Source organism: Shewanella holmiensis, assembly GCF_025370255.1.
In the GTDB taxonomy this organism is placed as follows: Bacteria; Pseudomonadota; Gammaproteobacteria; order Enterobacterales; family Shewanellaceae; genus Shewanella; species Shewanella holmiensis.
This window is the reverse complement of the sequence record NZ_JAMTCD010000007.1, coordinates 118,576-140,712: the sequence shown is the minus strand read 5'-3', so window position 1 is coordinate 140,712 and position 22,137 is coordinate 118,576. Positions and strand designations below refer to the sequence as shown.

At 42.0% G+C, this 22,137-nt stretch carries 14 protein-coding genes and 1 tRNA gene; 9 read left to right on the top strand and 6 right to left on the bottom strand.

Translation table 11 applies throughout. The annotated features are described in order from the left end of the window. Positions 1-348: 348 nt before the first annotated feature. The 4 genes from purL (at position 349) to cydX (ending at position 8,242) form a co-directional block, all read left to right on the top strand. Complete coding sequence (gene purL, locus NE535_RS07715) at positions 349-4,230, top strand: phosphoribosylformylglycinamidine synthase (protein ID WP_261298123.1); 3,882 nt, start codon at positions 349-351, stop codon at positions 4,228-4,230. 1,168 nt (positions 4,231-5,398) lie between these two features. Continuing rightward, the gene (locus NE535_RS07710) at positions 5,399-6,955 is read left to right on the top strand and encodes a cytochrome ubiquinol oxidase subunit I (RefSeq protein ID WP_261298069.1); all 1,557 of its coding nucleotides are present in this window, start codon (positions 5,399-5,401) and stop codon (positions 6,953-6,955) included. Positions 6,956-6,970: 15 nt separating this feature from the next. Beyond that, a complete protein-coding gene (gene cydB, locus NE535_RS07705) occupies positions 6,971-8,110 on the top strand; it encodes a cytochrome d ubiquinol oxidase subunit II (protein WP_261298068.1) in 1,140 nt (379 codons plus the stop codon). A gap of 15 nt (positions 8,111-8,125) precedes the next feature. Further along, a complete protein-coding gene (gene cydX / locus NE535_RS07700) occupies positions 8,126-8,242 on the top strand; it encodes a cytochrome bd-I oxidase subunit CydX (RefSeq protein ID WP_261298067.1) in 117 nt (38 codons plus the stop codon). A 514-nt stretch (positions 8,243-8,756) separates the two neighbouring features. Here cydX and NE535_RS07695 read toward each other — a convergent pair. The 3 genes from NE535_RS07695 to NE535_RS07685 all read right to left on the bottom strand — a co-directional run bounded on the left by NE535_RS07695 (position 8,757) and on the right by NE535_RS07685 (position 15,331). Further along, positions 8,757-10,763: a methyl-accepting chemotaxis protein gene (locus tag NE535_RS07695; RefSeq protein ID WP_261298066.1), complete on the bottom strand. Its 2,007-nt coding sequence runs from the start codon at positions 10,761-10,763 to the stop codon at positions 8,757-8,759. A 369-nt stretch (positions 10,764-11,132) separates the two neighbouring features. Then, on the bottom strand, positions 11,133-14,204 hold the full coding sequence (locus NE535_RS07690) for an efflux RND transporter permease subunit (protein WP_261298065.1): 3,072 nt from the start codon (positions 14,202-14,204) through the stop codon (positions 11,133-11,135). Further along, entirely contained in the window at positions 14,201-15,331 is a 1,131-nt protein-coding gene (locus NE535_RS07685; RefSeq protein WP_261298064.1) for an efflux RND transporter periplasmic adaptor subunit, read from the bottom strand. Before NE535_RS07685 ends, NE535_RS07690 begins: the two co-directional genes overlap by 4 nt. A 213-nt stretch (positions 15,332-15,544) precedes the next feature. Between NE535_RS07685 and NE535_RS07680 the strand changes: the two genes are divergently transcribed. Next, a complete protein-coding gene (locus tag NE535_RS07680; RefSeq protein ID WP_261298063.1) occupies positions 15,545-16,183 on the top strand; it encodes a TetR/AcrR family transcriptional regulator in 639 nt (212 codons plus the stop codon). A 130-nt stretch (positions 16,184-16,313) separates the two neighbouring features. After that, positions 16,314-17,240, top strand: a complete 927-nt coding sequence (locus NE535_RS07675) for a DUF6268 family outer membrane beta-barrel protein (protein WP_261298062.1) — start codon at positions 16,314-16,316, stop codon at positions 17,238-17,240. 93 nt (positions 17,241-17,333) lie between these two features. Here the strand turns inward: NE535_RS07675 and NE535_RS07670 are convergent, their stop codons facing one another. Further along, complete coding sequence (locus NE535_RS07670; RefSeq protein ID WP_261298061.1) at positions 17,334-17,786, bottom strand: LPP20 family lipoprotein; 453 nt, start codon at positions 17,784-17,786, stop codon at positions 17,334-17,336. After that, complete coding sequence (locus tag NE535_RS07665; protein ID WP_261298060.1) at positions 17,783-18,493, bottom strand: FlgO family outer membrane protein; 711 nt, start codon at positions 18,491-18,493, stop codon at positions 17,783-17,785. The genes NE535_RS07670 and NE535_RS07665 overlap by 4 nt, the downstream gene beginning before the upstream one ends. A gap of 255 nt (positions 18,494-18,748) precedes the next feature. On the opposite strand from NE535_RS07665, the gene NE535_RS07660 reads away from it, so the two are divergent. Both NE535_RS07660 and NE535_RS07655 read left to right on the top strand, forming a co-directional pair. Continuing rightward, positions 18,749-19,951 (top strand): flagellar assembly protein FlgT, encoded by a 1,203-nt coding sequence (locus NE535_RS07660; RefSeq protein ID WP_261298059.1) that lies wholly within the window; start codon positions 18,749-18,751, stop codon positions 19,949-19,951. Positions 19,952-20,111: 160 nt separating this feature from the next. After that, a tRNA-Arg gene (locus tag NE535_RS07655) sits at positions 20,112-20,187 on the top strand. Positions 20,188-20,364: 177 nt separating this feature from the next. Here the strand turns inward: NE535_RS07655 and NE535_RS07650 are convergent. Further along, positions 20,365-20,667, bottom strand: a complete 303-nt coding sequence (locus tag NE535_RS07650) for a hypothetical protein (RefSeq protein WP_261298058.1) — start codon at positions 20,665-20,667, stop codon at positions 20,365-20,367. Positions 20,668-20,941: 274 nt separating this feature from the next. On the opposite strand from NE535_RS07650, the gene NE535_RS07645 reads away from it, so the two are divergent. Then, positions 20,942-22,135 (top strand): UDP-N-acetylglucosamine 4,6-dehydratase, encoded by a 1,194-nt coding sequence (locus NE535_RS07645; protein ID WP_261298057.1) that lies wholly within the window; start codon positions 20,942-20,944, stop codon positions 22,133-22,135. Positions 22,136-22,137 lie beyond the last annotated feature (2 nt).

Below are 22,137 nucleotides of genomic sequence, written 5' to 3'. Positions count from 1 at the left end.
AAATAGCAGAGCTGTAGGGCTTGTTATAGTGTCTATTTTAACAGGTGTTATTGAAATCGCATAGTCGCGGTTAAAAAGTAAACGTTTTTTAATATTAAGATCTTGGCAGGTCTTGTTTTTAACGTCGATATTGGCTGGGTATTTTTGATGGGGAACTTTTCCAGCAGTTTTTAAAATCTTAAATTGTCGCTTTATATCTGGCCGGAAAATAACTGTAATTCGCGACGATATTTTGCCTAAAAGGAAACACTGTTTTCAAACTGTATGGCAGGTGATTTGTACGGTGCAATTCCCTATAATAGCGCCAATTCTGACCCTCCTATATAATTTATAAGGTGAATAGACGTGATGGAAATCATTCGCGGAGCCCCTGCACTTTCTGCATTTAGAGTTCAAAAACTCATGGAGGCCTGCGATAGCGCAGATCTTCCTGTGAAAAGTATCTACGCTGAATATATGCATTTAGCAGATTTAACTGAACAACTAGATGATAATGAGCGTGTTCAGCTTGAACGAATCTTGACCTATGGCCCAGCCATTGAGTCCCACGCCCCGCAAGGACAATTAGTTTTTATCACGCCTCGTCCTGGTACCATTTCACCTTGGTCTTCCAAAGCCACAGATATCGCGCGTAATTGCGGCTTAGGTAAAGTAAAGCGTTTAGAACGTGGCATCGCCTATTATGTTGAGTCAGCTGAGTTATCGACAGCACAACAGCAGCAATTATTAGGTTTATTGCATGATCGCATGATGGAAGTGGTGTTAACCGATTTTGCTGGTGCTGAAGTGCTTTTCAAGCGCACTGAACCTGCTAAGTTTAACAGTGTGAACATTCTTGCAGAAGGTCGCCGTGCTCTTGAAGTGGCTAACGTTAAGTTAGGACTTGCGTTAGCAGAAGACGAAATTGATTATTTAGTTGAGAACTTTGTTCGTTTAAAACGTAATCCAAATGACATCGAATTAATGATGTTCGCTCAGGCTAACTCTGAACATTGTCGCCATAAAATTTTTAATGCAGATTGGACGATTGATGGTGAAGTTCAGCCAAAATCATTGTTCAAAATGATCAAAAACACCTTTGAAGTGACCCCTGATAACGTGTTATCAGCCTACAAAGATAACGCTGCGGTAATGACAGGTCCTGTTGCTGGCCGTTTCTTCCCTGATCCTGATGGCGTATACAATTATCACACTGAGCCGATGCACGTGTTGATGAAAGTGGAAACCCATAATCATCCAACCGCAATTAGCCCTTATCCAGGTGCCGCTACTGGTTCTGGTGGTGAAATTCGTGACGAAGGTGCAACGGGTCGTGGTTCAAAGCCTAAAGCCGGTTTAACGGGTTTTACCGTGTCCAACTTGAAGATCCCTGGTTTTGTTCAGCCATGGGAAGGGAATTACGGTAAGCCTGATCGCATCGTCACACCGTTAGAGATTATGCTTGAAGGCCCATTAGGCGGCGCAGCATTCAACAACGAATTTGGTCGTCCTGCTTTAACAGGGTATTTCCGTACCTATGAGCAACAGGTGTCTAGCCACAATGGTGTTGAAGTGCGTGGTTATCACAAGCCAATTATGATTGCCGGTGGTTTAGGTAACATTCGCGATGAACATGTGCAGAAAGGTGAAATTACCGTTGGCGCTAAGCTTATTGTGCTTGGTGGCCCTGCTATGAACATTGGTTTAGGTGGCGGTGCAGCATCATCTATGGCATCAGGCCAATCAAGTGAAGATTTAGATTTTGCCTCAGTACAACGTGAAAACCCAGAAATGGAACGTCGTTGTCAGGAAGTGATCGACCGTTGTTGGCAGTTAGGTGATGCAAACCCAATCCAGTTTATTCACGATGTTGGCGCGGGTGGATTATCGAATGCGTTCCCTGAATTAGTTAATGATGGTGATCGTGGTGGCGTATTTAATTTACGCAACGTACCATCTGATGAGCCAGGTATGAGCCCGCTTGAAATCTGGTGTAACGAATCACAAGAGCGTTATGTGTTATCTGTCGCGCCAGAGAACTTACAACAATTTGCTGATATTTGTGCCCGTGAACGTGCACCTTTTGCCGTTGTGGGTGAAGCGACTGAAGAAATGCACCTAACGCTTGCCGACAGTCACTTTAACAACAAGCCAATTGATTTACCGCTTGAAGTGTTATTAGGTAAAGCGCCTAAGATGAGCCGCGATGTGGTATCTGCTAAAGCCGTATCGCCAGCGTTAGATCAATCTAAGATTGATTTAGCTGATGCGGTTAAGCGTATTCTGACTTTACCTACTGTTGCTGATAAAACCTTTTTAATCACCATCGGTGACCGTTCTGTAACGGGTTTAGTGAATCGCGATCAATTAGTTGGTCCTTGGCAGGTTCCCGTTGCTGATTGTGCGGTTACTGCATCAAGTTACGACAGTTACTGCGGTGAAGCCATGTCAATGGGTGAGCGTACGCCGTTAGCCTTACTTGATTTTGATGCTTCAGCCCGTATGGCGGTTGCTGAATCTATCATGAACATTGCAGGCACAGACATAGGTTCATTCAAGCGCATTAAACTGTCTGCAAACTGGATGTCGCCAGCGGGTCACCCTGGTGAAGATGCCGGTCTTTATCAAGCGGTTAAAGCAATTGGTGAAGACTTATGTCCAGCATTAGGTATCACCATTCCTGTTGGCAAAGATTCAATGTCAATGAAAACGGCATGGGAAGATAACGGCACGCAGAAAACCGTCACTTCACCTATGTCTCTAGTGATCACCGCTTTTGGTGTGGTGCAAGATATTCGTAAAACCGTTACCCCTGAACTGCGCACTGATAAAGGTGATACAGCCTTATTAATGTTGGATTTAAGCAATGGTCAAAATCGTTTAGGTGGCTCTTGTTTAGCACAGGTTTATAGCGAGTTAGGCGATATTGCCCCAACTTTAGATAAAACGGCTAACCTTGCAGGCTTCTTTGAAGTCATGCAAACGCTAGTCGCAGACCAATCGGTTATTGCTTATCACGACCGCAGTGATGGTGGTTTGTTCACGACGTTAGTTGAGATGGCCTTTGCCGGTAACAGTGGTTTAAACATTGATCTTGCAGCGCTAAACGGTACTGATTTAGAGCGTTTATTTAACGAAGAGTTGGGCGCGGTTATTCAAGTAAGCCAAGCGGATGCCGCAAATATTGCCGCTAAATTTGAAGCTAAAGGCGTGACGTGTCATAACATTGGTGGTTTACACTCTGCGGACAGCATCAAGATTACTGATGGTGAGCGTGTTATTTATCAGAACAGCCGTACTGCACTTCGTACTTTATGGTCAGAAACCACTTACCGTATGCAGTCACTTCGTGATAACCCAGCATGTGCGCAAGAAGAGTTTGAGCTTAAGCAACAAGCTGATGCACCCGGCTTAACGGTTAAATTGGGCTTTAACCCAAGTGAAGATGTTGCCGCCCCTTATATATTAAAAGGTGCAGCACCTAAAATGGCGATTTTACGTGAGCAGGGTGTTAACTCTCATATTGAAATGGCTGCAGCATTTGACCGTGCAGGCTTTGAAAGCCGTGACGTGCATATGTCTGACATTCTGTCAGGTCGTATCAGCTTAGAAGAGTTCCAGGGCTTAGTGGCTTGTGGTGGATTCTCTTATGGTGACGTATTGGGTGCTGGTGAAGGTTGGGCTAAGTCGATTCTATTTAATGCCCGTGCCCGTGATGAGTTCAGTCGTTTCTTTGAACGTGACTCAAGCATTGCCTTAGGTGTGTGTAACGGTTGTCAAATGTTGTCAAACCTGAAAGAAATTATTCCTGGTAGCGAGCATTGGCCACACTTTGTACGTAACCGTTCTGAGCGCTTCGAAGCGCGCTTCAGTTTGGTTGAAGTACAGCAAACACCGTCAGTGTTCTTTGAGGGAATGGTGGGTTCGCGTATGCCTATCGCAGTGTCTCATGGCGAAGGTTTAGCTGAGTTTGCCAATGCAGATGCATTAGCAAAAGCTGAAGCTTCAGGCACGATAGCATTGCGTTACGTTGATGGCCACGGTCAAATCGCGACTCAATATCCATTAAACCCAAATGGTTCACCAAATGGTTTAACGGGGATTTGTACCACAGATGGTCGTGTGACTATTATGATGCCACACCCAGAGCGAGTATTTAGAACGGTTGCCAACTCATGGCATCCAGAAGAGTGGGGTGAAGATAGCCCATGGATGCGCATGTTCCGTAATGCGCGCGTTAAAATTGGTTAGTAACCTCTTTTAATCCCATCAAAAGGCGACGATTAAGTCGCCTTTTTCATTATTAAGCCTTCTACCTTGGAATGTGTTTGGTGCTGAAATGCGTTTGTATATATTGAACCGGATAAGACAAAACCACTTAGACGAGTAAAAACGCACTGAGTGCGATGATGCTTTGGTGTTTGATAGAAAACATCACCAAACAGTGCAAAAAAATACAGGCGTAAAAAAGCCCATTCAATTATGAATGGGCTTTTTTGTGTCAATCATCGTATTGTTTATCACGATGCCGACTGTTTTGCGCTAACAAAACATAAACTGTTAGTGATTTACTTCATTTCTTTAGCGGTGTACATCTCAACAAAAGCACGTTTGTATAAGTTGACAACGTTTTCAAATACTTTAGTCATAGCAACATCTCTCAATTGTTTGGTTCATCAAAGAACGTTAAATACCTTAGGGTTAAGTCAACGGCTCCTTGGCATAAATGCTACTCGTTTTCTTAATGTGTGTATGATACTGAGCTTAATGAAAACTTTCAAACTAGTAAAAATGATATTTAAGATTAGTTTTTCTAATCAACAAGCTATTAATTTTGTTTGTTGAAGTTTGTATGCTATTGTTTTTATTTAAAAAATGTAATTTGTTTGGGTTAGTATATCTGTTGCTTAATTTGTTAATGTTTTGGTGTCGTTGCTTTGGGTGTAGTTACAGCTTAATCATCTACATTAGTAATGAACGTTATAGATTTATGAAATTTTACCTACCAATGAATTATGCACTTGTCAATATCTCAAGTGTGGTATTATGCGCACATGCTCAAAACCCACTTAAAGCTGCAACTTAGATTGATTTGGGTCAATTTTCAATGGTATAAAATCTGCGTATTCTGAATTTATTTGAAATGTAAGTTGCTGATATTGGTACTTAAAATTATTTTTGAATAAGTTTGCATAAAGCGAGATCACACTTTTGCTTTAAATGAGATGTTGAGCGATTTTTTTGTTCAGGTTTCATGTTTTAATCACACGAGTCATTTATTGCTGTAACCTCGTGCTTTAACACCTTGTTAACTAATGGTGTTAAACCCGTTGGTTGGATGGCAATAAGTAAACACCCATATTGGCAACAGGTATGTTGTTTAATTTGCATTTGGTTGTACTGAAGTAAGGAGTCGCCAATGATTATCGAAGAGGTAGTTGAGCTATCGCGTTTGCAGTTCGCGCTGACAGCCATGTATCACTTTCTATTTGTTCCTCTCACCTTGGGCCTAGCTTTTATTCTGGCGATCATGGAGTCACTTTATGTGATGACAGATAAGCAGATATATAAAGACATGACTAAGTTTTGGGGTAAATTATTCGGAATTAACTTTGCCTTAGGTGTTACCACCGGTTTGGCAATGGAATTCCAGTTTGGTACTAACTGGTCATATTTTTCACACTATGTAGGTGATATTTTTGGTGCGCCATTGGCGATTGAAGGCCTAATGGCATTCTTCCTCGAATCAACCTTAGTGGGTATGTTCTTTTTTGGTTGGGACCGATTCAGTAAACGTCAGCATTTAGCGGTAACCTGGTTGGTTGCGCTGGGTTCAAATATGTCTGCGTTGTGGATTTTGGTTGCTAATGGTTGGATGCAAAACCCGGTAGGTTCAGTATTTAACTATGAAACCATGCGCATGGAAATGACCAGCTTTGCTGAAGTTATTTTCAACCCTGTTGCACAGGTGAAATTTGTTCACACCGTGGCATCGGGTTATGTAGCGGGTGCCATGTTCGTTCTGGCAATCAGTTCATACTATATTCTAAAAGGCCGTGATTTACCGTTTGCTCGTCGCTCTTTTGCGATTGCAGCAAGCTTTGGTATGGCGTCAATTCTGTCTGTTATCGTACTGGGTGACGAATCTGGCTATAAAGTCGGTGAAGTACAACGTGTGAAATTAGCGGCAATTGAAGCAGAATGGCACACTGAGCCGGCTCCAGCTGCCTTTACTGCCATTGGTTTCCCAAATGAAGAAACCATGAAAAATGATTATGCGATTCGAATTCCGTATGCAATGGGTATCATTGCCACGCGCTCTTTAGATGAGCAAGTGACCGGTATTATCGATTTGATTGACGAGCATGAAGTGCGTATTCGTAACGGTATGATTGCTTATTCATTCTTAACACAGCTTCGTGCTGGCGATACCAGTCAGGAACTGCGTGATAACTTTGAAGCAACTAAGCATGACTTAGGCTATGGCTTATTGCTGAAGCGTTATACTGAAAACGTAGTTGATGCGACAGAAGAGCAAATCAAAGCGGCTGCGAAAGACTCTATTCCTAATGTCGCGCCAATGTTCTGGTCATTCCGTATTATGGTTGGCGCGGGTGTGTTGATGCTGTTTATCTTTGCTGCAGCGTTTTGGCAAAGTACTCGTCATCAGATTGCTGAGAAAAAGTGGGTGCTTAAAGCGGCACTATACGGCTTACCGTTACCTTGGATTGCCATTGAGTGTGGTTGGTTTGTAGCTGAATATGGTCGTCAACCTTGGACGATTTCAGAAGTATTACCGACCTTTATGTCAGCATCAAGCTTAACTGTGTCTGATTTATGGTTCAGTATCATTTCAATTACCTTGTTCTATTCAGTATTACTGGTTATTGAGATGTTCTTGATGTTCAAGTATGCCCGTCTTGGCCCTAGCAGCATGAAGACTGGTCGTTATCACTTTGAAAACCAAGATGCTTAATCAGAGGACCTGACTATGTTTGATTATGAAGTTTTAAGATTTATCTGGTGGGCATTAATCGGTGTGTTGTTTGTCGGCTTTGCCGTCACTGACGGCTTCGATATGGGTGTAGGTGCGTTATTACCAATCATAGGTAAAGATGACACTGAGCGCCGTATTATGATTAACACCATTGCGCCGCATTGGGATGGCAACCAGGTTTGGTTAATTACCGCTGGTGGTGCGTTATTCGCAGCCTGGCCTATGGTATATGCCGTGTCATTTTCTGGCTTTTATGTCGCGATGATGCTGGTGCTGTTCGCCTTATTCTTGCGTCCAGTAGGCTTTGATTACCGTTCGAAAATTGAAGATCCAAAATGGCGTAAGTCATGGGATTGGGCACTGTTTATCGGTGGTTTTGTACCGCCACTCATCATAGGTGTAGCGTTTGGTAACTTGTTACAAGGCGTGCCGTTTAACTTTGATGAGTTTTTACGTGCTAAATACCATGGTGGCTTCTTTGGGTTACTGAATCCATTTGGGCTTCTTACTGGCCTTGTGTGTGTCAGCATGATCATGATGCAAGGTGCTGCATGGTTACAAATGAAGACCGAAGGTGAGTTACGTGTTCGTGCCGCTAACATGACCCAGATTTGTGGTGGTTTGTTAGTCGTACTATTTGCAGCTGCCGGTGTGTGGTTAGCAAATGGCATTGACGGTTATGTGATTACCTCAACACTTGATTTAGCGGGCCCATCTAATCCAACAACGAAAACGGTTGCGATTGAAGCGGGTGCCTGGTTAGCTAATTACGACAAGTATCCGGTGACCATGTTATTCCCTGTTTTAGGGTTATTAATGCCAGTGTTAGCAATATTTGCTAGCCGCTTTAACCGCAGTGGTTTCGCGTTCTTATTTAGTTCATTAGCCATTGCTGGCGTAATTTTAACTTGTGGTGCAGCGATGTTCCCATTTGTTATGCCGTCATCGCTTGAGCCGAATGTAAGCTTAACCATGTGGGATGCGACAGCAAGCCAAATGACCCTAAAAGTGATGACCTTCGCCGCGATTATCTTTGTACCAACCGTATTAAGTTATACGATTTGGACTTACTACAAGATGTATGGTCGTTTGAATCGTAGTTTTATTGAAGACAATAAAACCTCACTTTATTAATAGGAGTCATCATCTATGTGGTATTTTGCGTGGATATTAGGTGTATTACTGGCTTGTTCTTTCGGCATTATTAATGCGCTATGGTTAGAAAACACTGAAAACATGGACCGCCAAGAACATAGCGAAAGCTAACGAGTTTTGTTAGTTAAATAATAAAACCCCGCTTATTTGCGGGGTTTTTTATGGCTTAAATAAATGTTACCGCGTCTTGGTTATTCAACCGCTAATGAATTCCAACACTGCTATGGATAATCAATGCATATCAAACAGCCCATAGCGGCGATAATTTGCACCAATAACCGTGTTGTGTTTTGCGTCAACAACTAGCCCATTGCTAGTAAAGCCATCACTGCTAGCGTTGCTAATCGCCACTGAAAATAGATTTATCGTCCACTATCAACAAAAACCAGTGATCTTTAGTCGCAGGGCAATTCACCTTATCGATTAACACCTTTACTTATTCTTATCATTTGGCATCAATCACCTAGCATAATTCATCGTCTATAAATTAGCTGAACTTAATGCTTAAAGGGGTCATGCAAACAAAAAATGGCCTGAAGCAAGATGCCTCAGGCCATTTAATTAGCGATTGTCAATTTGCTGCTTAAACCTCAAATTGAACAACGGCTGTTAATCCAGAACAATATTAGTCTACTTTAAATACACCAATTTGCTGTTTAATATTACCGGCTAATTGGGTTAACACATCGGCATCGTCAACCGCTTTAATGGCTCTTTGCTCACTGTTTTGTGCCAAAGAGGCAATAGAATGTAAGCTGTTCGATACTTCATCCGCCACAGTGGTTTGCTGTTTGGTCGCACTGGCTATACTGGAGGAGAACATGGCCATTTCAGCAATATTGGTATTAATTTGGCTTAGCTGAGTATTGGCATCATCGCCTTGCTCGGCAGACTTAATCCCCAATTGTTGGCAATGGTTCATTTGTGTGGCCGTCAGTTTGACCTGTTGTTGTAATTTGTTGATGGTGACACTGATCTCGCTAATGGATTGTTGGGTGCGTTGTGCTAAAGATCGTACTTCATCGGCAACAACAGCAAAGCCTCTTCCTTGTTCACCTGCTCTTGCGGCCTCAATAGCAGCATTTAATGCCAGTAGGTTAGTTTGCTCGGCAATACCGTTAATGACCTCAGTGACCTGGCTGATGGCCTGACTCTCATAACTTACCCCTTCAATATTTTGTTGGGTTTGGGTGAGTTGTTCGCTGAGTGATTGCAGATCGTTGACCACTTGTGTTAATTGGTTATGGCCATCGCTTGAGGCTTTATCAATTTCTTGAGCTTGAATCGCGCCTTGGCCAGAGTTTTGTGCCACATCTTTAATTGACGCTGACATTTCTTCAATTGCGGTAGCGATTTGTTCTGTTTGATTGAGTAATGATTTAGCTTCATTACCATTATCTGTTGCAGTTTGTTGACTTAAATTGGCATGACTTTCTAAGCTTAATACTGACTGTTGTAATGACTTAATCAGCCCAGCCAGATTGGTGGCCATTTGAGTGACACTAATGGTGATTTGATCCACTTCATTTGCACTGTGTGGATCGCAAGCGGTAAATGTTTGGGATAAATCACCTTCACCGAGTTTGGCTATTTTGGCCTCTAATAACTGTAGTGGTTTAACTGCGCGGGTGATTAACGTACTCAACAATATGAAAATAAGCACAATACCAATTACCGCAATTAGCAGATTTTGCTGCAACATAGTCACGCTTTCATTATTCAATTCCTGTTGCGGCACAAATCCCACTAAGGTCCAATTCCAGCCTTTAATGGCGACTGAGTAAGAAAACATATCATCGTTATTTAGCGAAGTATAAAACCAGCTTTGTTCATCGGTTAAAGCTTGTTCAATGGTTAATCCATCAAGTAAGGCTGCATCAAAAGGGGCATCTGCTGTTAATTTAGGATGAGCAATGATTTGTTTGTCTGAATTTCGAATAATGACATAGGAGCCGGACTCTTCTAAGGTCATTTTTTTCATGGTTTGTTGGATTTGCTGAACCGATTGGGTGATATCAAAACCAACGAATAAAATACCTATGACTTTGCCACTGACATCTTTAATAGGGCGATAAATTGTCATGAAATCACGGCCGAATAATTTGGCATAACCTTCATATTCTTCACCGTTAATCAGTTTTTTGTATCCAGGGTGCGAGGTGCCCAAGTTTGTGCCAATGGCGCGTTTACCGTCGGCTTTTTTTAATGACGTTGAAATACGGGTAAAGTCATCCTGATCGCGCACAAAAATTGTCGCCACGCCACCGGTGAGTTTTGAAAATCTGTCCACTTTACTGCGTGATGCATTAATTTGCTCATTGCCATGTTTCAATGAGGGTGAGCTGACACTGAGCACTTTTACGTTTCGGCCACCTAAATAGAACGTGCTTGGATATAAAGTCCGAAGAATATCTGCGTTTCTTCTGGCGAGGGTAAGCATGCTGTCGTACTGCAATTCAATCAGTTCGGCATTACTGTGCATTTGCGCGCCAATGGCTTGAACCGCTTTGTCATTTAACGAGTGAGAGGCCGATTGATATGAAAATAAAGACATCGCCACAAAAATGGCAATGGATGACAGTAAGGCAAGCGAGCTGATCTGTTTTGCAATCGGCCAATTTTTATAATTCATGACAATATTTCCGGATAGTTACTGTATGGTTAATTTATAGCAAATCTGAAGTTAAGGCCTTGACTCAAATCACATTAGCTAACCTCAAATTCGTTTGAGAAATGAATAAATAAAATTGACTCGGCGAACATTCACCTGCTTTGCGTCAAACTTGAATTGAATACTGATAATAAGAGAAGGTTACGCGTCAATAGCTCGACTAAATCAAGTCATTTAAGCATCGTTGGGGATCAAGTATTTATTGAATGCGGTTAATTAACAGAGCCAAGGTGGGGGACTTTGGAGGATTACTCGAATAAAAAAAAGTGACATGTTGCCATATCACTCTTTTTATCATGTCACTCTTTTTGTCTTGTCAGTACTTTTACGCTAAACGGGCAGCATGTCTGGCTGCAGTGTCTGTTTTTTGGGTTTCATCATTAAATGATACATCACAGGCACCCACACTAAAGACAGCATAGTGGTTAATAAGGTACCGCCAGCAATGGCTATTGCAAAGGGAGGCCAAAATCCACCGCCGGCAATAATCAAGGGTAAAAAACCGCCGATTGTGGTGATGGTGGTTGAGCCAATATGGCGGCCGCAACTGCTAACGGTATTGATAATTACTGCCATATTACCTTGTCTTGCCTCGGGCAAATCTTCAAGTTCAGCCAAGATCACAATGGCGGCATTAATGGCTAATCCCATCAAACCTAATAAACCAATTATAACTGTAAAGCCAAAAGGGTAGCCAAACACGAATACGGCTAATAACCCCAATCCGGCAGACTGAATCGCGCTGAATAGAATAATGCCAGTGAGGCGGAATGAGTTGAATGACAACACCACAGTAGCCAGTAATAGGGTAATAACTACAACGAGGTTAGACATTAGGTTACCAACGGCTTCATTGCGTTTAGCGCTTTCTCCGCCCACTTCAATATGGTATCCAGAGGGTAGCGCAATGTTATTGAGTTTTGATTTCACATCATCAAGCACCTGAGCTGGCAATACGCCACTGGTGATATATGCCTCAATGGTGTTGACTCGTTCACCATTACGACGGGGTATCGCCCCACGACTGACACAGACTTCATTATAGGATAATGCCGATAATGGGATCCCAGTGCCTGTTGGCGAGACTAAGTTAAGTTCTGCTAATCGCGTTGCTTGCTCGCGGCTGCTATCACCTAAACGCACACGAATAGGCAACGACTCCGTTTGTTCTAAAATACTGCCGCCAATGATGCCTGTGGTGGCCATTTGTACCTGATTGGCAATATCAGTCAAGCTTAAGCCACTCATCAAACTTGCGTCTTCATTGACTTGTAACCATAGTTTAGGCGCGCCTGGTGACAGCGTCGCTCTGGTATGGATAACGTCAGGCGTGGCAATTAATAGTGCCCGCACTTGATCGCCAATTTCTTTTAGCATGTCAAGATTCGGTCCGTAAATAAGCAGTTCGACAGGCGCATTAAAGGGAGGCCCTTGTTCCAATTTTCTGACTAGAATTTGTGCTTGAGGAAATTCAACATCAAGTGATTGTTGTAACTGGGGGATCAGTTTGTTTGCGGTGTTAAAGTCAGTGACTTTCACCATTGCCTGAGCATAGTTAGTTGCCCCTTGCTCACGTTGAGTCAGATTGTAATAAAATGATGGCGTATTACCACCAACAACCCAGGTGACTTCGCTGATTTCGGCAAGGTTTTGAAGCTTTTTATCTATCAAGGCAACCTGTTGGCGAGTATTTTCTATGCTCACCAGCGAGGCCAGATGCACTTCGATTTGGAACATGTCCCTGTCTGATGGCGGGAAAAATTGCTCGGTCATTTTACCTGCCACCATAAAACCACTCATAGGCAGAACGCCGACCACAAGCGCCGTTAATAATGGCCGTTTAAGTGCAAACGCTAAACTGGTTTTAAAGGCTCGGCCTATTCTAGGAAAAGCCATGCCTTGTTGATACCAGGCGGTAGCTGGCTCGCTTCGACTAAAACGACCTGCAAGCCCTGCAATAAGGGTATGGGAAATAATATAAGAGCCCAATAGCGCAAACATGACCGAAATAGCAATGCCGCCGACAAACTCACCCGCCGCCCCTGGCATTAATACTATTGGCGCAAAGGCTAACATAGTTGTAATCGTTGAGCCGGCAAGCGGGAGCCATAAATGATGTAGTGTTTTAGATACGGCCTCTAATTTACTCATACCTTGTTGGCGGCGCTGGGCAATCGCATCAACAATAACAATGGCGTTATCTACCATAATGCCTAATGCGACAACCAAACCCGTTACCGACATTTGATGAATGGGTAAACCTGTGTATTTCATACAGGCTAAAGTGAATAGGGCAGTAAGAGGTAATGATAACGCCACAATTAATGCATTACGCAACCCTAAGGTCAGCATTAATACGGCAACAATAATCACAAAGCCTTGCAGCAAATTAACGACCAAATCGCCGAGTCGAACACTGGTGTAACCTTGCTGATCAAATAACCATTGCACTTTGATATTGGCTGGCAAATTTTGTGAAAAGCTGTCAATCGTTTGCTCTATTTGACGCTGCCATACATCAACGCGATTACTGTTAAGCATGGTCGCGCCAATCAGTACACCTTGCTGACTGTTGATCAGCGCAATGCTGCTTGCCGGCGTTTTGGATTGGCGGCTGATGGTTGCCACATCGCCTAGGCGAATAATTTGCCCGTATTCATCTACTTTTAACGGCACACGTCGAATACGACTTTGCGAATCAAGCTCGCCAGAAACTTCAACTAACGCGCGAAATTGCTGGTTGTTAATTTCACCGGCTGAAATCTTACTATCAGCATTTGTTAAAATTTGTGCAATTACCCCAGGGGTCAGTTTCAGCTGACTGATTTTATTGCCATCAAGCTCTACGAGAATTTCCTCTTCTGGCGCGCCATAAAGTTTGGCAAAATCAGTGCCTGATAATAGTCTGATCCGGCTTTGCAACTCCTTGGCGTAACGGTTTAAAATATCACTTCTTACCGGCGAATCATCCGCCCATACTACCCCCAGAATCGCCGTGCTGGCATAGCCAATTTGATCATCTAGAGTGCTATTTTGCGCTTGAGCGGGAAGCAAGTGCTTACCATCGGCCACTAAATCACGCGCCCTAGACCAAACCGGCTCAGTTTCAGTGATGGTGTCTTTCAGCTCAAGCTGAATTACCGATATTCCCGGGCGGGAAGTCGATTGAACAAGCTTTATTTCTTCTAAACGGCGCAGTTGTGTTTCTAATACTTCGGTGACTAATGCTTCTACTCTTTCAGCTGAAGCACCAGGGTAATGGGTAATCACTGAAGCAAAACGATTGGTAATGTGCGGATCTTCTGTGCGCGGTAAACTGGAAATGGCACCAAATCCCGCCACAATTAACAGGGCGATAAATAAACTGGTTAGACGGCCGTTTTCTAAAAATGCTTTAATCATATGGCCCCCGCAACAGCGGTGGTCGCAGGTGTCACAACTTGTCCAACGACCAGTTTATGTAACCCTTCAATGATAATGGTGTCATCATTGCGCAATGCGCCTTTTATATAGGCTTTATCTTGATTGGTATAAATAATTTCAACGTCACGACGTTCAATACTGAAGTGATTTACACCACTGGAATCAGCTTGCTTATTTAATACGTAAACATTCCACAATCCTCTTACGCCATCGGTTAAGGCGGAAATTGGCACCCAATATCCAGCAACCGGAATATCCTGTTGGTATTCAAAATAGGCGATTTCACCATTTAATACGTCAGCATCTTTGGGCAGGCTAATTCTTAACTGCACAGTACGAGTGATAGCATCAACTTCGGCGCTTATTCCGGCAATACTGCCGTTAAGGGTTTTATCACCAACGCGAATCGGCACTTGTTGATTGTTTTTCAAGCTAGATGCCACTTGAATAGGCACACCAATATAAGCAAGCTGCTGATCATCACCGATTAAGGTAAATACGGGACTACCCAAACCAATCACTTCACCTAGGTTATGGTGACGTTTACTGATTTTGCCATTGAAAGGTGCCATTAATATCGATTTTTCAAGTTTTAAGTTTGTAGCGTATAAGCTTGCATTGAGTCGTTGGCGGTTGGCGATTAAACCTGTGACTTGCTGTTTAGTTTCGTCTAGCTGCTGCTCAGAAACGTAGTTTTTATCTTTTAAACTAAGGGTACGCTTTAATGTGTTTTCAGCTAAATCTAAGTCTGCTTTTGTTTGCTGCAAACTGGCTTCAAGCTGTTGTTTCTCGGCCTGTAAAAGGTCAGTATCTAAGGATGCTAAGGTTTGTCCCAGGGTGACACTGTCACCACTATCCACTTGAATACTATTTAATTTACCTGCTAATTCGAAACCAATACCCGTGGTATTAGCTGAGCGAATAGTGCCAGTATAGGTTTGTTTGTGTTGATAATATTCCGACGGCGTGAGGGCAGTGGTTGCTACGGTTTGATAACTAACCGACTCAGAGTGTTGTTTTACTTCAGATCCACAACCGCTAACTACCAGTAAGCTGCATAGGCCTACCATTAATAGTCGCACTTGGCCGATCGATTGATATTCCATTTTTGTACCCCATTAGGATAATAATTTATACGTGATGCAAACAACTTATTAATCCATAGCAGAAAATGCTTATTCGGCTATGTAACGTAGCAATGTAACACTAATGTTAAACTAGACTGTCTAGTCTAATTATATGAAACTGGACTGTCTAGTCTATTTTGTGATTAAATAGTATTAAATGTTGAATATAAGTAAAAACACTACGAGTTAAAGATGACAGAAGACCATGTGCTAGCTGTAAATTTGGATGCAACATTATCGAAAAGTGAACAAAAACGGGTGCAGATCCTTCATTCGGCTATTGAGCTTTTTTGCCATCAAGGTTTTTCCAATACCAGTATGGATGAGGTGGCTAAACATGCAGGGGTTTCTAAGCAAACGGTATACTCCCATTTTGGCTCTAAAGACGATCTTTTTGTTGCATCAATAGAATCAAAATGTGTGGTGCATCAACTCACTGAAAACCTATTAGTGGATGCTTCTCAACCAGAGGTTGTACTGACTATTTTTGCACAGCAATTTGGTGCAATGATTGTTTCAGAAGAGGCGATTAGGGTATTTACAACCTGTGTTGCCCAGTCCGACACTCATCCTGAGGTGTCTGAATTATTTTATAATGCTGGCCCGAAACATATTTTGAATTTAGTAAAAGGATATTTAGGTAAAGTTAATCAGCATGGTCAGTATTATTTCGAAAACCCACACGACAGTGCAGTGAGATTGAGCTTAATGTTATTTGGTGAGCTGCGAATGCGTTTAGAGTTAGGCTTATCAACGGCAGATATTCTCCCTAAAAGGCAGGACTATTTGAAAGAGACTGCCTTAATGTTTTTAAGGGCACACAAGGTATAGTTTGTGATATGTTGTTAAATTAAATGTCATTTTTGATAAAGCTTCATAATTTTGAACTAGTTTGTATAGTGTGACGTATTGTTCTACCAATAAATAATCCAACATCAATTAAGCCGAAAGGATGCAATTAATGACAAGTGCTTTTTATCAACAAACTCAAATACGGAATTTGCTGTCTACACCTAAGCTTGTGCCAATCATTGTTGTCGCCGTTGGTTTAAGCAGCATGAATGCACAGGCGAGTAAACGCTCACCTTTTGAGTTGAACGTTGCTCGCACTTCAGTGCAATCCGCCGATGTGGGGGAAAATGGTAATGAGCTTAAAAGAGATGTTTGGATCACTAAGCTTTCTGCTGCTATGCCACTTAATAAGCACTGGATGATTGGGGCTAATATCGGCTATGAAAACCTTGATTACGGCTGGCGTGTTAATCAACAAAGCCCACTAATAAACAGTAATGTACCTTGGTCAACTATAAATCAATACAGCGCAGGTTTATCGTTAATTTATCGCCCAGATAATAATTGGACCTTCTTATTTGCCCCAAAACTTCAATATGCTTATGCCAATACCGCTTCCTCATCTAATGCACAAAGTTACGGTGTAGTTGCTTCAGGTATGTACCGTTTTGAATCTGGCAATATGCTTGGCATAGGTGTGGCTTATCTTAATGATATATCTGAGGTGCGAACCGTTCCCTATCTTGCGGTACGTTGGCAAATTACTGACAAGTGGGTACTTGCTAACCCTTTTCAGGCCGGATTTAGTGGCCCTGCTGGTTTAGAGTTAACTTACGAGTTATCACAGGATTGGAATTTTGGTGTTGGCAGCTCTCGTCGAACGGAAAGCTTTTTAATTGAAAATGACGACAAGGCCATTAAGATTGAAGAGTGGGTAAGCTTTTTACGTGCTGGATGGAATATCAGCGAGAGTGTTAGTTTAAATGCTTATGCTGGCTATTACTTTAATGGCGACATGGAACTTAGCAATCCACAACTTAGCGAAGAGATCAGTGATCAAGCCGCGGCAGCACTTGCGTTTAAAGTGAAATTCTAATCTTGATTGTCCAATGAGGTATAAGTCTCTCATTGAACTTCACATAAACTAAAACGCCGCGATAATTCGCGGCGTTTTTTGTCGGTTCATCATCTAAAAGTAAGTGACATCTTTAATCCGTTTTGAACGATTTTGCTGTTCATACAAATGCCAAACCTGTTTGAAATCTAGCTCAAGCTCAGTGACATAAAAGTCGCCAGAAGGGTAGGTTTTAACGACTTTAGCTCCGCGAATAATTCCGCTAACGGATGACTTAACACTATCATTAGTCAGTAGCCACTCACTCACATTGCTTACCGCATCAATTTTTTGCCCATACACCTGCTCTGCTAATTCACGATATGCCGCAACCTTAGAAGCTTGCATCGCCATAAGCATTTTATGTGATTGAATATCACTCGGCTGAGTCGCTAACGGCGCATAGCCTACTGCAGTAATTTTAGGAAAATGACTCGGTGGCTCGGTTTCCCATTGCACGTATTTGTCATTACTGGAACACCCCAGCATCAATAAGCTTAATGCGATAAATAGCATTATATTTTTCATTGCTCATCTCCTAAAACGGTAAAACGACTCTCTTTGGTGTTTTCTGTACGGTAGATAATGCCGCCACGGGTTTGTACTTTATTGGCTGGCAATACGTATCCAGATAAGCTTTTACCTGCTACAAACGATTGCACCGCTGAAACCACTCGATTATTAGTTACATCTACCACGCGGCCGTTAAAGCTTACGCCTTCATTAGTTAAACTGAGTGTTGAAACTAGCACATGTGACACGGGTAAATCGGTAGGGAGTAGCTCCCAATTACGACTTAAAATAAGTTCACCGTGATCTGTTGCACGTAGCGAATTAGCAACATTCAAATCAACCAAGTTAAATTCATGGGCATGAAAAGCCGCTTGTAAACTTTGTTGTAATTGCAAGGCTAATTCATTGGTTTGATTAAAATCATCACTCATTACAGGTGTAGTAACAAGCAAGGGTTGATCAGGTCTTAATGCATCATTTTGTAACACCAGTTCATTGACTAATTTTTCTGCCCAAACATTCAACTGGCCTTTTGGTGCTAATCCTGAAGCGTGAACATCATAAACCAGTTTTTCCTGGTACATGTCATTTTGGTCTTGATAGCCAATGCGTTGCCCATCTTGAACATAGTCCAAGTTATGTGATTGATTGACTGCGTTACTGCATCCAGCAAGACCAATTGTGGTTAGCATCAGCGCGAGAATAGGGTACTTTTGCTGCATGAGTTATTCCTTCGCTTTAGGTTAAAAAGCAATGCAATTCGATTAATAACTATTTATCGGCATTGAAGCGATTTTCTTTACAGCGATTATCTGACGACTTTAACTTTATAGCTTGATTGTGATGAAACCAAAGACTCACGCCTTACCTAACGTTTAGGCATAGTTATTGCTAGATTCTTAGTTATAGAGCGATGCAATCACCGTAAAATGGCGGATTTGCAATGCAGACGACAGATATCTGACGCAGGGTGAAATATGTTTTATGCATTAAAAAATCAAAATAGCACACAAACTTGGCTTAACTGGGCACGAGTATTAATGCTATTACCTGTTTTTATCAGCTTTAATGGTATTGCGGAGCAAGTCGAAGTGACAGGCACAGCTAAAATCGTTAATGGTAATATGGATAAAGCTCGTGAAGACGCCATAAATCAAGCACTAAACTATGCCAGTTTGCGAGCAGGGGTTAATTTTTCAAGCCAACAGCAAATTAGCCAAGGAGCGTTAACGCAAGATACCTTTTCTATGCAGCGTATGGGCGCAGCCAATAACATTGAACTGCTAAGTGAGATGGTCAGCGGTGATACGTTAACCGTGATGCTGTCACTCTATGTTGATGACACGAGCCAAACTGACCAATGTAAAGCCCAATCTTTAAAGGCTGCCATTTTATTGCCACAAATCGAAGTTGCCGATCGCAGTCAGCTTAATCATGGTCATCTATTTGGTTTCAATAAAGCGCTAACCTTTCAATTTGGTCAGCTGATAAATAGTCAGTCTGTGACCAGTTTTGCAAGAGTGCATGCGGATGAACGTTTAGACGACACAAACGAATTAGTTAACTTTAAAGGTTATGGTATTCCAAGTTGGTTAGGTGAAATCACCGATAGTCAGTATATTTTAAAAACTAAAGTGATTGATATGTCTACAGAGCCTTACACCACTAGTTTTCTAGGGTTTGTGGATGATACGCCTTTAAGGCAGTTTAGTTTCGAGTTGACCCTGTTTCACGGGATCAGTGGTGAAGTGGTTTGGAGTGAGTCTTTTACTACCAATGCTCCGTGGGAGTTTGAACGCCAAGAAACCGTGGTACCTAACAGTCAACGTTTCTGGTCTTCATCCTATGGCGCAGCAATTAGTCAGCAGCTGCAACAAAGTATTATTTCATTAGATAACACGTTGAACTGTCGTCCATTATTAGGACAGATTATAGCGAGGCAGGGCGACCGTATTATTATTAATTTAGGCCGAAAAAATGGGGTTAAATTAGGAGACAAATTTCAAGTCGTTTTGCAAAAGAATATTCCAGACCGTCTCAATAATATGCGTGCATTAGTGACTAAAAATCGCGCTGAAATTATCATAGATCAAGTCAGTGAAGACACCGCCACCGCAATGATTGAAAATATTGATGCTGCAGATAATATCCAGGTTCATGATATAGCCATTAAGTTGTAATCACTGTAAGGGTTTTATCAGTAAATGTTGAGTTGATTTGTTGGTTAAAGCAAGTCGCCATTTATACAGTGGCGTTTGTTTATTAACCAATTAAATCTAAACAGTTTTAAACCCAAATAAGCGCTTTTCATCAAGGCAAAAAACAGTATAATTGTTTTGTCTTCCTATAGCTCAACAGGATAGAGCAGCCGCCTCCTAAGCGGCCGATCGGGGTTCGAGTCCCTGTGGGGAGACCATAACATTCAATTCTTCGACATTCGTCTCCAGCAGGTACGCCGTGGAGTGCCCAAGCTCGGCGCGCACTTTCTCCACAGTAGGACTGCCAGTAATGCTGATATTACAATGGCCTAGTAGCTTACTACTGGTTTGAATTTTACCGCCTCGCATGACGCTTCAGTTGGCGATGGTTCGCCTTAAATCATGAATGGTGACAACTCTTTTTGAAAGCGTAGGCCTTTTTCAGTGCCTCGAAGCTCTGCACGTTCTGAAATGCGATGCCAAAAGCTACCTTTGCCTGCCTTTTCGATAATATGGCCTGATTGACTGCGCTCACTCGGGAATACAAAGCGTTCACCTTTAACGGTTTCTTGGCTGCGCCTAGTAAGAATGTCCATCGCTTCTTTAGTTATTGGCACAGCATGAGGCTTTTTAACTTTCATTTTGCTGGTTGGGATAAGCCAAATACCAAGTTGATGATCTATCTCGCGCCATTCCATACTGAACAGACCTTTCTAATTTTATTTTCAAGCCTAAGCTTTCTTTTCGTTACGACTTTTTCCTCCCTATTTGTTATCTGGTTTATACTCAGTGATAAACGCTATATTTACTTTACAATCAAGTAGTAAATTGCTTTCTAGTCTCTTATAGTAGCTTTATGTCCATGTATATAATTACTTGGAATAATTATTGCTGTATTTTCATATGTGATAATTTTTTGGCTGTGAATACTTATAACCATGTCTGCTATTGATTCAAAAAGGAACTCAACTCATGCAATTGTTTGATTTATCGTTAATTGGAAGAGAGTTTCCTTTATTAGATAGTGACGTGTCGAGATTAGCTCCTCAACTAAGTTCTCTGGTTGCAAATTCACGTTTTCTGGTTTTAGGCGCTGCGGGTACCATTGGCCAGGCGGTGACAAAAGAAATTTTTAAAAGACAACCAGCTAAGTTGCATGTTGTTGATATTAGTGAAAATAATTTAGCGGAATTGGTGAGGGATATTCGAAGTACTTTTGGCTATATCGCGGGTGATTTTCAAAGCTTCGCGCTTGATATCGGTTCAATTGAGTATGATGCGTTTATCAAGGCTGACGGCCAGTATGATTATGTGCTTAATTTATCAGCCTTAAAGCATGTGAGAAGTGAAAAAGATCCTTTTACCTTGATGCGAATGATAGATGTGAATGTGTTTAATACCGATAAAACCATTGAGCAGTCTATTCGGTCCGGTGTCAAAAAATATTTCTGCGTTTCCACTGATAAAGCCACTAATCCAGTGAATATGATGGGGGCTTCTAAAAGAATTATGGAAATGTTTTTAATGCGCCGTAGCCATCAAATAAACATTTCTACCGCGCGATTTGCCAATGTTGCCTTTTCTGATGGATCACTGCTGCATAGTTTCAATCAGCGTATTTTAAAGCAACAACCTATTGTTGCCCCTAATGATGTTCAACGCTATTTTGTGACGCCGCAAGAGTCGGGTGAGCTTTGTTTAATGTCTTGTCTTTTGGGTGAGAATCGCGACATTTTTTTTCCCAAACAAACCCAGGCTCTACCATTAGTGTCATTCGCCGATATCGCGGTTAAATATTTAGTTCAGCTGGGTTATGAGCCTCATATCTGCCAAAGTGAAACCGAGGCAAGGGAGTTAGTTCACTCATTACCTAGTCAAGGGAAGTGGCCTTGTTTGTTTACTCAAAGTGACACCACAGGTGAGAAAGATATTGAAGAGTTTTTTACCTGCAATGATGTGCTTGATATGGCACGTTTTACCAATTTAGGGGTGATAAAACCGCCTGTTGATTATGATGAGCCACTTTTGCAGATGTTTGAGCAGGAGATCTGCGCGATGAAAACTGAACAAGCCTGGACTAAAACCCAAATTGTTGCCCTGTTTAATAAAATGATGCCTGAGTTTGAACATAAAGAAACGGGTAAGTATTTAGATGGCAAAATGTAGGG